Origin of the sequence: Pelomonas baiyunensis, from assembly GCF_043555935.1 — a bacterium.
In the GTDB taxonomy this organism is placed as follows: Bacteria; Pseudomonadota; Gammaproteobacteria; order Burkholderiales; family Burkholderiaceae_C; genus Pelomonas; species Pelomonas baiyunensis.
Genome location: NZ_JBIGIB010000006.1, coordinates 130,772 through 143,799, shown reverse-complemented (window position 1 = coordinate 143,799; position 13,028 = coordinate 130,772). Strand labels below are relative to the sequence as shown.

Annotated in this window: 10 protein-coding genes; all 10 read right to left on the bottom strand. The window is 65.0% G+C overall.

The window, feature by feature from the left end; genetic code table 11:
* Positions 1-371: 371 nt before the first annotated feature.
* Positions 372-1,457 (bottom strand): acyltransferase family protein, encoded by a 1,086-nt coding sequence (locus tag ACG01O_RS19335; RefSeq protein WP_394387045.1) that lies wholly within the window; start codon positions 1,455-1,457, stop codon positions 372-374.
* A gap of 100 nt (positions 1,458-1,557) precedes the next feature.
* Positions 1,558-2,676, bottom strand: coding sequence for a glycosyltransferase family 4 protein (locus ACG01O_RS19330; protein WP_394387044.1), 1,119 nt, complete (start codon positions 2,674-2,676; stop codon positions 1,558-1,560).
* Complete coding sequence (locus ACG01O_RS19325; protein ID WP_394387043.1) at positions 2,673-3,839, bottom strand: glycosyltransferase family 4 protein; 1,167 nt, start codon at positions 3,837-3,839, stop codon at positions 2,673-2,675. The genes ACG01O_RS19330 and ACG01O_RS19325 overlap by 4 nt, the downstream gene beginning before the upstream one ends.
* Positions 3,836-5,998 (bottom strand): hypothetical protein, encoded by a 2,163-nt coding sequence (locus ACG01O_RS19320; RefSeq protein ID WP_394387042.1) that lies wholly within the window; start codon positions 5,996-5,998, stop codon positions 3,836-3,838. The genes ACG01O_RS19325 and ACG01O_RS19320 overlap by 4 nt, the downstream gene beginning before the upstream one ends.
* Positions 5,991-7,178, bottom strand: coding sequence for a glycosyltransferase (locus ACG01O_RS19315; RefSeq protein ID WP_394387041.1), 1,188 nt, complete (start codon positions 7,176-7,178; stop codon positions 5,991-5,993). The genes ACG01O_RS19320 and ACG01O_RS19315 overlap by 8 nt, the downstream gene beginning before the upstream one ends.
* A gap of 10 nt (positions 7,179-7,188) precedes the next feature.
* Entirely contained in the window at positions 7,189-8,181 is a 993-nt protein-coding gene (locus ACG01O_RS19310; RefSeq protein WP_394387040.1) for a glycosyltransferase family 2 protein, read from the bottom strand.
* Positions 8,182-8,185: 4 nt separating this feature from the next.
* The gene (locus ACG01O_RS19305) at positions 8,186-9,130 is read right to left on the bottom strand and encodes a glycosyltransferase family 2 protein (RefSeq protein WP_394387039.1); all 945 of its coding nucleotides are present in this window, start codon (positions 9,128-9,130) and stop codon (positions 8,186-8,188) included.
* Positions 9,127-10,182 (bottom strand): O-antigen ligase family protein, encoded by a 1,056-nt coding sequence (locus ACG01O_RS19300; RefSeq protein ID WP_394387038.1) that lies wholly within the window; start codon positions 10,180-10,182, stop codon positions 9,127-9,129. Before ACG01O_RS19300 ends, ACG01O_RS19305 begins: the two co-directional genes overlap by 4 nt.
* Before the next feature lie 202 nt (positions 10,183-10,384).
* A complete protein-coding gene (locus ACG01O_RS19295) occupies positions 10,385-11,509 on the bottom strand; it encodes a glycosyltransferase (protein ID WP_394387037.1) in 1,125 nt (374 codons plus the stop codon).
* Between the two features lie 2 nt (positions 11,510-11,511).
* Positions 11,512-13,026: a lipopolysaccharide biosynthesis protein gene (locus tag ACG01O_RS19290; protein ID WP_394387036.1), complete on the bottom strand. Its 1,515-nt coding sequence runs from the start codon at positions 13,024-13,026 to the stop codon at positions 11,512-11,514.
* Positions 13,027-13,028: the final 2 nt, after the last annotated feature.

The following is a 13,028-nucleotide window of genomic DNA, read 5'->3' as shown; positions in this document are numbered from 1 at the left end:
GGGCGGCTGATTTCCGCCGCCAAGAGCACGTCCAGCCTCTGTGCAAGTGCACGCCATTTGTAATGCGATGCAGCGATCGCTTGACCGCGAGTTGACCCCTGGTGGAAATCCGGGGAAGCGGCTGATTGCGATGCTACCGACGTCCGATAAACCGGCCCAAATACATCAATCGAGCAATCAAAGCTCAAACAATCTCGCGAGCAAAAATATCGAAACTTGCCGCAAGATGACACACGGCATTACCCATAGCAAGACACCCTTCCAGCAGGAAATATTTAATCAACCAGACTAATACGACGAGTATCGCGCTTAATCGATTCAAGCATCAGCCCAACACCAAGCCTGCCCAGCGCGCCTCACATCAGTCTGCATCAACCACTGGAAAGCGGCATCAAATCCACCCGCCTCCTGACGTGACGACCCAGATCCATAAATGGCAACTCAACGTAGCGGTAGACAGCTGCGGCGACAACCAGAGTTACTGACGTCGCAGCCAATAAGTACGCCATCACCGAGGCGACTCCATGCAGCGGGAAAATCCACTCCGCCAGCTTCAGTGCGCCGAAATGAAAAATATATACGGAATAGCTTATCGCACCCGCCCAGGACCAAAAGCTGTTCGCAGAAAATTTAAAGATAACACCAGCCACAAAAACCGAAATAGCAACAACATAGCCAGCAATAAACGCATATTCTTGGCCTGCTGCGATCTGCGCCGCAGGAATAGACCCAGTCAGGCCGCAAGCAAACGGCAGACCAATCAGCGCAAGCCCGACACCAACCCACGCCAATTTCATTGCACCACTACTTTTCCGCAAATAGATTCCATCGCGAATCAATCCACCCAAAAATAAAAATGACAGGTGGTGCGTAAAGAATTGAATCGGAAGCCTCGTTCCAATTTTCCAATTCACCGCTATTGGGAGAATCGTTGCAAACATGAATATTGCAAACAAAAGGAATCCAAAAAGAGGCTTTTCCAACGCCCCTGCAAGACACAAAGCTATGCAGAGCGCATAAAAAACAATCTCAATGGCGAGAGACCAATAAACACCATTGACATCTTGGAATCCCAGGAATTTTTGAATCATTGTCAAGTTGGCCAACAATTGCAAACCCGGGAATGATTGAGAGAAAACCAAAAACAATATTGCAACAGTCCAAATTATTGAAAGCCAGTACGCCGGGTACAACCTAAAAAACCTACCCACCAAGAACGTTGAAACTGGTCTAGTGCCTTTGAAACTCTGAGGGATCACGAAGCCGCTAAGCAAGAAGAACAATACAACCCCAAAGCGCCCCCAATTGAAATAGTCAACGGAAATCATTCGCACGAATGCTCCAAGTCCGTCGGAAAACTGTGGATTTATCGCAATCGGATACAAAAGATGTGATGCAAAAACCGCCAAGGCCGCAACACCTCTTAACACATCGAGAAACTCAATCCGCCCCTTCACACCACACCCTCCACGGCAAGCCTGCTGGACAATTCCCGCATAGCAACTCCAAGCAGAATTGAAACCACTATCGAATTTCCGACAACGTCAAACCGACTATTCAAGAATCGTCCGCCAACGACATGAGACCATCCAAACTGGCCGCAATAGCACGCCAATTGAATTTGGATTGGGCAATTTGCATTCCCGTTTCGCCAAACGCCTTACAGGCGTCTGCCGCCCCAACAAAATCGAGCACTCGCAGCACAAATTCCTGGATGTTGTTTGGTGGCACCCGGCACCCACTCTTGCCTTGAATTACTACGTGCTCATAAAACAGGTAGTCCCAAACCACGGCCGGCAGCCCCACCGCCATCGCCTCCAGGCAAGTGCCGGGCAGCCCTTCGTAGTACGAAGTTGATGCGTACACCTTGCTGCGTCGGTAATGCTGCAGCACTTCAGCAAACGGCACCTTGCCGTGCAGCGTGACGGCAGGAGCCAAAGGCGCCAGTTCGGCCGTGACGTGGTCCATGTCGTCGCCGTAACCGACGATGCTGATGCGAATGTCAGGCTTGGCGGCCACCAGGGCCTTGCACACCTCCACCATCGGGCGGCTGCCCTTGCGGCGCTCAATGCGGCCGGCAAACAGCACGTCCACGTCTTTCACCACGCTGGGGTCAGGCGTGAAGCGGTCGGCGGCCACCCCGTTGGGCACCAGCTCAATGCGCTTGTCTTGCCGGTAGCGCAGCAGTTCCTGCCGCCCTTGCTCCGTCAAAGTCAGCAGCAGGCTGGCCTTGCCGAAGATGATGTGTTCAAACCACTTCTTGATGGCCACCGAGATCCACGGCCATTGCCCCTCGAACTGGCGTGGCTCATAGAACTGACCGCTCATGCCCAGGTACGTGGTGTGCGCCGTCACCACCAAAGGCGCTACGGCAGGAATGAACAGCCCGGGCAACAGCGGTGGAATGTGCAGGTTCATCACCGTCACTTGCCCGGCGGCAGCCATGCGCTTGAGCTCACGGCGCAGCGCCAACGACCAGCGGATCAGCCCCAGCCGGCCAGGCGGTTTGGGCAGGTGCACGAAGTCCACGTTCGTGAAGCCCATGTCGCGCACTTCTTCGTCAGCCGCAATCAGGCACACGCGGGGGGCGTCGGCCGGGCGCGCGGCCAAGTACGACTGCACGTAGCGCGCAATGCCGTGCACGCCGTAGAACTCGGGGCAAATGATCACATTCATCGCATCTCTCCAACCGGCGCCGCAGCGCCTCGGCGCGCCACGCGCCGGTACACATCGACCGTGGCTTGGCAAATCGCCGGCAAGGCATACCTGTGCAACCAGCCGCTCCAGTCCACAGCCGCTCCGGGCGCCGGCAACGCCTGCAGTGCCTTTGCAAGGGCGGGCACGTCCCCGCAGGGCACGTAACAGTCGGGCGGCAGTTCCACCGCCTTCAGGCTCACGATGTCGCTCACGCGCACAGGCGCCCCGCAGCGCATGGCTTCCAGCAGCGAAATGGGCAAACCCTCGTGCGACGAGGGCAGCACAAACGCCCGCGCATGGCTCAGCAGTTGGTAAATGTCGGCCGGCGGCAAGGCGCCCGTGCGCACCACGCGCGCGTCCAGTGCGGCCGCAGCGTTCACCTGGTTTTCGTACTCGCTGGGGTGGTCGTTCGCGCCGGCCAGCACCAGGCGCAGGTCCGCACCCGGGCATTGGGCGAAGGCGGCAATCAGGTCCAGTTGCCGCTTCTCGGGCACCACACGCCCCACGTGCAAGAAGTACTGCCCGGCCTGCAAGCCCCAGCGCGCCAGCACAGCCTGGCGCTCATCACGCTTCGCGGCCTCGGGGGCTGCGTTGGGAATGAACTCGTACCGCCGCCCGTACTTGCGTTGAATCAGCCCCTGCAAGGGTGCGGCAATCACGATGCCGGCGTTGGCAAAGCGTGCGCCCCAGGCCTCACCGGTTTCCAGCGCCCAGCGGGCGAAGCGGCCCCATTTTTCGCGGGCGTAGTCTTCACCGTGGTGGGTCACCACCACACGCAGGCCCAACAGCCGCGCCAGCGGCGTCAACAGCGACGGGCCCACGGCATGGATGTGCAACACATCGGGCCGGCGCCAGGCGGCGTACAGCACCCCCAGCGCGGTGTGCACGATGGTTTCCAGCCCCGTGGAGGCCGGGCACCACAAGGCCTTCAGCCGCACGCGCCCTTCAAACACCCCAAGTTCGCGGGATGCATCCACGTAGCGGGCCCGCTCCACCACCTCCAGGGCCACCTCGGCCGCATGGCTTTGCAGCAGGCCACGCGCCAGGTCGCGCACGTGGCTTTCCACTCCACCCTGCGCGCCCACGATGGCCCGCAGCCCCAGCATCATCACCCGCACCGGCGGCTTCGCCGTGTTCTTCATTGCGCCACCCACTCGAAATACGGGCTCACCGGCCCCCTCACCTCTGCCAGCCGCACCGTGGCTTGTTGCGCCCCTTGCGCCATGGCCTTGAGCGGCAGCGTTTGCTGCCGCCGCCCGGTTTCGTCCAGCGCATACAGCACCCAGGCTTTGCCGCTCGGTGCCGCGGGCACCGTCACCTGAACCTGGGCATCTCGCAACTGCACCGGCAACGTGCCCACCTGCTCCAACACCGTTTCGGCCCCGTCGCGAAACCGCATGCCGGTGTTGCGGGCCTCGGTGCTCACCACCAGCAGCAGGCGCTGGGCACGGGCCAGGTCGGGCGCGTCCAGCGCGCTCAGGAACACCGCGCCTTCGCCGTCCAGCACCTGCACCGTGGCGCCCCCCGCCCGAGCCACGCTGCCCGCGCTGCCCATCACGCCAAGGGTCGCCGGGGTGGCCACGGTCATGCGCTGCTGGGCAGGCTCCAACACCAACTGCCGGGTGCTGCTCACAAACGGCCCCTGCACGCCCCCCACCGGGTGGTCGGCCGGCAGCACGCCGCGGGCTTTGGCGCGCTGCAGCAGGCCAGCGGCACGCTCGTCGTCATCGGCCAAGGCCAAAGGCATGCGTGCGCCGGTGGCGCCTGGCTGCCCCTGCCACGAGAGGCCCACGCCCATCACGTACTGCAACTGGGCGGTGTACCAGCTGACGAACCGATCCCCCGGCATGGCGGCGGCGGCCTTGGGGTCCAGCACCAGGTCTGCACTGGCGGTGGACGGGGCCACGTCGCCCCGGCCAAACAGCAGGGCGGCCACGGTTTCACCCGCGCGCAGGGTGGGGTCGGTGCCCACGTCAAACGGCACCATCATTTGCCGCCACCGGCCGTTGCCGGGCCGGGCCAGGTTCAGCGTGTCGCCATAGTGCGTGATCAGTGACCAGCCCTGCAGCCGGGCATAGGCCGCTGTGAAGGGCGCCACCTCCCACCGCCAACGGTTCCAAAACGGCTGGCCGTACTCCGTCACCGTGAACGGTTGTGCCCATTGGCGTGACCACGCCAGGCGGTCCAGGTAGCGGTTCTTGCCGTCGAGCAGGCGGCCGCCTTGCATGCGTGCGCCTGGCTCCACCATGCCGTCCGCCGGGTGGTCGGCGTACTGGTGCATGTCCACAAAGTCCACGGCCTGCCGGGCGCGGCTGGCGTGGTAGCTCAAGCCGGTGTTGTAGGCCGTGACGGGGCCACTGAAACCCAGCGCTTGCAGCTGCTGCCGCATCCACGCGGCCTGCTCATCTTGCAGCGCAACGGTGAACTGCTGGAACTGCTCGGCCTGCCGAGTTTTGGCCTTGATGTGGGGCTGCGAATCGCCTGCGGCAAGCAAGGTCGCCGCTTCCGGCCCCTTGGCAGCCAGCCATGCTCGAAAGGGCTCATCCAACGGCCGCGCTGGGCCATTGCGCAGCAAGTAGTCGGCATCGCCCTCGTTCACCAGCATCACGGCCAGCGTGGCGGGGTCTTTGAGTGCACTGGTGCCCGTGTACCGGTTGGGGCGCGCCCACAGCCGCTTCACCAACTCCAGCCAGTGCGCGCGTTCCGCGCCCGGCAGCAGCGAGCCCAGCACCACGTCATGCTGGCCCCGCACCCAGCGGTGGCCGCGCACGTCGCCATAGGCACCGTTCCACGAGCCCAGCATGTCCACCACCAGGTACAGGCCTTGTTTGCGCAAGGCGGCCAGCAGGTAGTCCAGCCGGTCCAGCTGTTCCGGGTCAAAGTCAAAGTCAGCCCGGCGGCCGGCCATCAACTGCGCTTCCACCATGTGCACGCGCACCGCGTTGTAGCCCGCGCGGCGAAGTTGCTGCGCCAACCGGTCAGCGTCGGCATGGCTGGGCATGCCGCCGTTGTTGGGGCTGGCGGCAAACGTGGCACAGAAAAACCGCTGCGGCTGAGGCCCCAGGTCGCTGCGCACGAAGGCCCTGCCTTGCACCTGCACACGCGGCGCCCCGTCCTTGAAGCGCACCAGGGGCAGCTCGCTGAAGTCCAAGGCCGAGCCAGCAGCAATTTCCAGGCTGCCGTTGGGCAGCGTCACCCAACCGGGTTCGGCCGCGCCACACCCTGCAGCCAGGGCCCAAGCACACGCCCCCCAGGCCCAGTGCAGCCGCTTGGGTTGCCGTTGGCGGGTGCCATCACCCATGCAGCCGCCTCAATTCAGTGGCAAGTTGCTCGGCACACCGGTCATAGCTTCGATGGCCCAACACCCAGGCGCGGCCCGCTGCGGCCATGGCAGCGGCGCGCTCAGGCTCGGCCAGCAGCCGCTCAATGGCCTGGGCATAGGCTCGGGGCTCGAACGGCGTGCACAGGCCGCCGCCGCTTTGGGCCAGCACGTCGCTTTGGTCTGGGTGGTCGTTGGCGACCACGGGGCGTTGCATGGCCAGGTACTCCACCAGCTTGGTGGGGGTGGTGGAGTCCAGCAGCGGGTCAGGTGCCATCAGAGCCAAGGCCACCTCCACTTGCGCAAACAGCGGGGCCACCTGCTCCGGCGGTAACCAGCCGGTGATGTGCACATGCGCCTGCAAACCGAGCCGGGCCACCTCGGCCCGCAGCCACTGCTGCTCGGCCGGCTCCAGGGCGTCGCCCACCACCAGCAGCAAAACCTCGGGCACGCGTTCGCGCACGATGGCCAAGGCTTCCAGCAAAAAGTCGGGGCGGCGCACCCGGCTGCACTCACCCAGGTAGCCCAGCACACGCCGGCCGGCCGGGTGAGGCTGGCGCGGCAAGGGCTGCGCAAAACGGGCCGGTGAAATGCACATGGGCACTGGCGTCATGCGGTCCATGGGCAGGCCGGTGGCGGCCAGGTCTTGCGCCATGCGCCGGCTTTGCACAAACACATGGTGGGCCTTGGGCAGCACGCAGCGGTGCAGCAGCCAGCCGCCCACATGCCCTCGCCAGCCCAGGTACAGCCAGCGCGCGGGCTCGCGCCGAACGCTCAACCGGCCCTGCAGCCGCACCAGCGACTCGGCCATGGGGAACGACATCCAGTAGTAAAACGGCCGCCCGGTCCAGCGGGCCCACCACAGGGCAGGCAAGGCAATGAAGGTTTTGTCGCGCACCACCACGGCGGTGTGGTTGCCCTTGCGTTGCTGCCACAACGTGCGCAGGTCGTGCACGAATGAGCGCAGCAACTCCTTCACCTTGCCGCCGCCGGGTGGGCACACCCAGCTTTGCCCCGCGGGCCAAGGTGGCACCTCGGCTTGTGTGCCCAGCGTGCACAGGTCGGAGTGCACGCCCTGCGCGGGCAAGAACTCGCCCCACAGGGCGGTCACATCGGGCCGAAACGTGGGCCAACCATCCAGCGTGAACAACAGGATCTTCATGCGCAGCCCCTCACACCCGGCCCACCAGCACGCGCACGGTTTGGCGCAGCATGACCCACCCGAAATGCCGGTAGCGGCGGTCCCGCCACGCGGGCACGCGCGCTGCCCAACTGCACAACAAACCCAACATGGCACGCAACGCCTGCGCTTGCCCCACGCGCATGTGCAGCGCCTCGGCCACGCGGTAACGCCGCAGCAGCGGCACCGCCTGAGCCAACACGGCGTCGCCCAACAGCGGCTGCAAGGCTTCAGCCTGCAGGGGCAGCTGAGCTGGGTCGGCCGGCTCGGGCTGGCCCTGGCGGCGCAGCAGCGCACACAGCCAGGCCCTCAGGGCACTGTCTACCTGCCGCTCCAGGTTGCTGGACGACAGCGAACCGGCGTGAATGCGGTAGTCCAGCAGCGGCTGCTGCACGATGCCCAACGGCCCCACCTCGGCCAGGCGCAGGAACAGGTCGTAGTCCTCCGCGTGGCTGAAGCCTTGGCGGTAGCCGCCCAGCTGCTGCAGCAGGCTGCGGCGCAGCAGGATGGACGGATGCGGCAGCGTGGCCACATGCGGCGGCAACAGGTTGAGATTGGTTTGCCGGAAGTTGCGAATGGGGTTTTGCACCGAAGTGATGTCGCCCTGCGCATTCATCAGCCGAAACAAGGTGCCCACGCACACACACTCGGGGTGTGCCCGCAGGTGCGCCACCTGCACTGCAAAGCGCTCGGGGTGCGAGCGGTCATCACCGTCCATGCGGGCCACGAACTCGCCGCGCGCCACAGCCAGCGCCGCGTTCAGCGCGTTGACGATGCCGCCATTGCGCTGGTGCACGGGGCGCACGCGCGGGTCGCGGGCGGCCAGATCGTCCAGCACAGCAGCCGTGTCATCGGTGCTGCCGTCGTTGACGATGATGAGCTCAAAGTCCGCCAGCGTTTGCTGCAGGATGGACTCGGCCGCATCGGCCAGCGTGGCCGCGCAGTTGTAGGCCGGCAGCAGCACCGACACCAGGGGGGTACGCACCGCCTCAACCATGGCGCAACCCTTTGAGGCGCGCCTTCAGGCCCGCCGGCACCAACAGCTTGGCGGTGCGCCAGCACAGGGCGCCGGGCGTGGTGGCGCCGGCACGGGCTGCGCGCCACGCACGGCCCCAGGCCACGCGTGGGGCTTGCTTGAGCTCCACGTCGTACACATGGCGCAGGTAGAACTGGCCGATTTCGCGCGGCGACAGGTAAGGCGTGGCCCGCTCCAGCCAGGCCAGCGACGGCGCCACGTTCTCGCGGCGGGACACACGCACGGCCAGCGGGTCGGCCGAGTAGCGCACCAGGCACTCGTTCAGGTACAGAAAGCGCACGCCGGCTGATTCGGCGCGCAGCACAAAGTCCAGGTCTTGGTGGCGGCGCAGGGCCCCATCGAACCGCACGGCCCGCGCCACGGCTGTGGGCATGAGCAGGGTGGAGGTTTGAATGACCTGGTGCTGCTCCAGCAGGTAGCGCCGGGCCGTGGTGCTGGCGTCAAACGGCAGCTCGTTCCAGGGCAAGGGTTCTTGCCCGTCGGCATGGTCCACCACCAGGTTGGTGAAGCTGATGACCTGTGCCGTGGCCGGGTCTGCCGCAGCGCAGGCTGCCAGGTGCTTCAACTGGGCCTGCAGCTTGCCCGGCAGCCAGGCGTCATCACTGTCCAGAAACGCGAGCCACGGCGCCTGGGCGGCGTCGATGCCGGCATTGCGGGCATGGCCGCCACCACGGTTTTGCGCGAAGGCCACCACACGCACCTGGGGGTGCTGCGCGGCCAGCGCCTGCGCCACCTGCACGGTGTGGTCGGTGGAGGCGTCGTCCACGACGATGACCTCCACGGGCACGCCTTGGGACAGCACCGTTTGAACGGCACGGGGCAATTCCGCGGCGCGGTTGTGGGTGGGAATCACCACCGTGACTGCGGGCGTGGAGACGGGATCGAGCGGAGCGTTCATTTCTTGAAATCAGTGCGGCTGCCGGCCAGCACAACGGCCAGGACGAACGTGAACCAACCGAACCCGGGCAAAAACAGCTTTTCGGAGGCTGTCAGCCCGCCAACCAAGGCCACGAGCAACAGCGCCAGACTCAATGCGGTGTAGGTGTTCATGCCCCGCAAGACCGCGCGAACGATCTCGGACGCACCCGCCAAAAGCAATGCCATGAACAGCGCACCGCCAAACCAGCCGTAGGTCAAAAAGGCCTCGAGGTAGGCGTTGTGGGCCGAACCGAACAACGTGCCCAAACCAAACCGCTGTAGCAAGGACTCAGACAACACGCCTGAGCCAATCTGCCCAGGGCCGTACCCTTCAAAAGGCATGTGTTGGAGCAGATGCAAGCTGAGCGCCCAGATTCGGTCACGACCGGTGAACGTGGCGTCGCGCCCGAAGTAGCGCAAGAAACTGTCGAGGCTGCCAAATTGCTCCCACACCGCCGCCACTGCACCCACCAATGCCAACGCGGTGAGCAGCACCAAGGGGTGCTTGAGAACGCGCAAACGCCCGGCACCCAGGTAGACGAGCAGCCCAAGGGGCAGCAACAGGATGCCCTGCACCGACCGGGCGCCAGCAATCAAGGCCACCGCCGCCACCAGGCCTACCGCAACCCACACGCGCGGCAACCACTGCCGCGCAGCCACGATGAGCAGCGCACCTGTGTAGGCAAGCTGAGCCAGATCATTGCGGTGGGCCGTCAGCCCGCGAAAGCGGCCTGCGAACTCGCCCACCATGACGGACACCGAGGGCACCGCAGCAGACGCCAGGTTGAGCAGCAGCAACACCACCACACCTCGGGCCAAGGTGGCCAAGGCGGTTTCCGGGCCCAGCACGCAAAACGCGACCACCAGCATCAAGCTGGCATCGATGTAGGGCGCCGCAGCCAAGAAGGCCGTGATGGGAGGGAGCGGGACGAACATGCCCGCAACGACCGCACCCATGGCGAAGGCCGCCAGCAGCAGGTGCCGCCGCCACCAATGCAAAGTTTGTGCGCCATAGGCCAGCGCCAGGGCCACCACGGCAACGCTGACAACAAAGTCGAAGTAATAGAGCGGCCGCGACAACAGAGGCGCCGCACCGGCGTAGAGGTGCGGCCAATACCGCACGCCCGACGTCTTGAGCAACACCAGCAGCAGCAGGACCCACACGGCGTTGCGCATCGTCAGCAAGGGCATCTCGGCCACATTGGGCCGGTGCATGCCAGAGCGCGGCGAGAGTTCAGTCATGGTTGATTGAGGCATACACCTCCTCCAAGGCCGCGACGTTGCGGAACAGGTCGAAATGCGTGCGCACCACCTGAAGTGCTCGTTCCGCCAACTGGTCGCGCCGAGCCTCGCTGCTCAGCGCCGCGTGGAGTTGCTCGGCCAAGGCCGCAGCATGACCAGCCGGCGGCAACAGGCCCGCATCCGCTTGGCGCAGCAACGGAGCCATGGGCTGGTCGTCAAAGATCGCGGTGGGCGCGCCAGAAGCCAGGGCTTCCATGATGGCGATGGGCATGCCTTCGGCATCACCGTTGGCGGCACGCACGCTGGCCAAGCAGAACACGGCGCTGCGCTGAAGCAGGTCCAGCACCACGGTGCGTGGCTGTGCACCAAGGAATTCCGGCTGCACGCCCAAGGCAACGGCCTGTGCTTGCAACGCCTCGCGCAGGGGGCCGTCGCCGACGATGCGCAGCGGATGCTGTGCACGGAGCGCCTCCGGCAAGCGGGCGTAGGCATCAATCAGCAGCCCCATGCCTTTCTTCTCCACCAGCCTGCCCACGCTGAGGATGCCTGTGCGCTGCGCAGCCTGCGGTGGCTGAGGCGGGAACGCCCCCAGGTCAATGCCCAGGTGGCACACCAACAGCTTGTCAGCCGGGAAGCCGCGCTTGAGCAACTCATCCCGGATGAAGGCTGAGACGCAGATGACCTTGTCGACACGCCGAATGAGCCGCTCGCGCAACGCGAGCAGCCGTTGGCCTTCAGGAAAGGTGGCCAAATGTTCGTCGTAGGTTGCCGCGTCGTATCCGTGCGCGGTCACCACCAGCGGCAGCGTGTTGCGCTCCATGTAAGGCAGTAAGGCCACCGCGTCCGTCAGGAAGTGGACATGCACCAAATCGGGCTGCTGCTTCGCGATGAGGCGATCCAACGCACCGGAAATGCCCCATCGGCGGAACAGCCAGCGCCCCAGGCGCCCCTGCCCCACCAGCAACGGCTCATGCGCAGTGCGATGTTTGGCCGGTGTGTCACGCTCGGCCACGACGAGGGGTTCATACCGGCGCAAATGCCGGAGGTGATCCGAAATGAAGGTCTCCGACACCGGCAGGTAATCAGATCGGAAAACCAGAACTTTGCGAGCGGGCACTGTCATGCGTTGTGCGGGTTGCGCCGGCGGCGAATGAATTGAAGGAGCGCTTGCTGGGTGGACCGAACGAGTTGCCGTGTGGCTGCGTCCAGCACGCACGCCAACGCCAGGCCCGAGGCAAGCAAGCCTGAAGCCAGGGCCAGTTGCGCAACCACCGCCTGCGGCCACCACAGGCTGCGCACCAGCAGGCCCGAGGCGGCCACCAGCACAAAGCAGACCAGGCCCGGCCGCGCCGAAGCCCATTGGCCGCGCGCACTCAAGGGGCCGTTCCGCCCGATCAGCCAAAACACGAGCGGTACGGTCACCACCAGCGTCGAGACGCCAAAGGCAGCCGCCACGCCCACGGCCCCCAGCACGATGCCCACACCGGAGGCGCCGGCGCGGATGCCGGCATCCGCCAGGCCCCAGTGCCGCAATTCGGTGGTGCGGCCTTGGCTCATGAGCACGTTGCCGTTCTGGCTGGCCAGGCCCACCGCAAAGATGGCCATGCCGAACCAGCGGTACATCTCGCCCGCTTGCACCCACTGCGGCCCAAGCAGTAACCGGGCCACGGCGTCGCCCGCAACCACCACAAAAGCCCCGAGCAAACCGAAGAAGAGGCCCGTGCGCGAGATCAACGCGTAGTAGTACTGGCGGTAGCCGTCCGGGTCGTTTTGCAGGCGACTGAGCACCGGCAAGGTGGTTTGGCTGATCGGGCCCATCAGTGTGCTGCCCGAGAGCGACAGGAGTTGTTGCGCGCGGTTGAAGTTGCCCGCCGCGCCTGCCCCCAACCAAGCACCCGTGAGGATGGCGCCCAACTGGTTGGAGAAGAAGTTGAGCAGACTGAACACCGACAGGTTGGCGCCAAAGCGCACCAGGGCGTTGGCACTCTTCAAGTGGGCCGGCCGGCCTGGGCGCCAGGGCAGCGCCACCCACATGACCACGGTGGTGGCCAGGCTGGACACGAGTTGCGAAGCGACGATGGCCCAGTAGCTGCGTGTCCACCACCCCAACCCCACGCCCACCACCAGGCCCGCCAGTTGCGCTGCCATCTCGCCCCACATGAGGGGCTGGAAGTTGAGGTGGCGCCGCAGCATGGCCGCGTGGGTGCTGGAGATGCTGACCACCAGCAAGGCCACGCACAGGGCGTAAACGATGGGTTCGATGCTGGGCTGGCTGTAGAAGCGCGCAATCCAGGGTGCCGCAAGGGCCCCGATGGCCGCGAAGCCCAAGGCCACAAAGAGGTTGATCCAGAACACGGCGTCGAGCTGCTCGGCACGCAGGTCGTCGTGCTGAACCACGGCGGTGGTCAGACCGAAGTCTTTCAGCAGGTTCAGCAGCATCATCAGCGACATGGCCATGGCGACAAGGCCATAGTCGTCGGGCGTGAGCAGGCGGCCCATCACGGCGCTGGACAGCAAGCCCACGGCCATGCCGCTGACGCGGGAGCCCGCCATGAACAAGGTGCCGCGGCGACCGCGCGCGGCGGCGTCGGACACCGCCGAACTGAGGATGTCTTGGGTGGTGCGCATGGCCATGA

Excerpts from the sequence above, each read along its gene's own strand:
- ACG01O_RS19315 (WP_394387041.1), bottom strand. The coding sequence starts at position 7,178 with ATGAAGATCCTGTTGTTCACGCTGGATGGTTGGCCCACGTTTCGGCCC.
- ACG01O_RS19325 (WP_394387043.1), bottom strand. The coding sequence starts at position 3,839 with ATGAAGAACACGGCGAAGCCGCCGGTGCGGGTGATGATGCTGGGGCTG.
- ACG01O_RS19330 (WP_394387044.1), bottom strand. The coding sequence starts at position 2,676 with ATGAATGTGATCATTTGCCCCGAGTTCTACGGCGTGCACGGCATTGCG.
- ACG01O_RS19290 (WP_394387036.1), bottom strand. The coding sequence starts at position 13,026 with ATGGCCATGCGCACCACCCAAGACATCCTCAGTTCGGCGGTGTCCGAC.
- ACG01O_RS19320 (WP_394387042.1), bottom strand. The coding sequence starts at position 5,998 with ATGGGTGATGGCACCCGCCAACGGCAACCCAAGCGGCTGCACTGGGCC.
- ACG01O_RS19305 (WP_394387039.1), bottom strand. The coding sequence starts at position 9,130 with ATGAACGCTCCGCTCGATCCCGTCTCCACGCCCGCAGTCACGGTGGTG.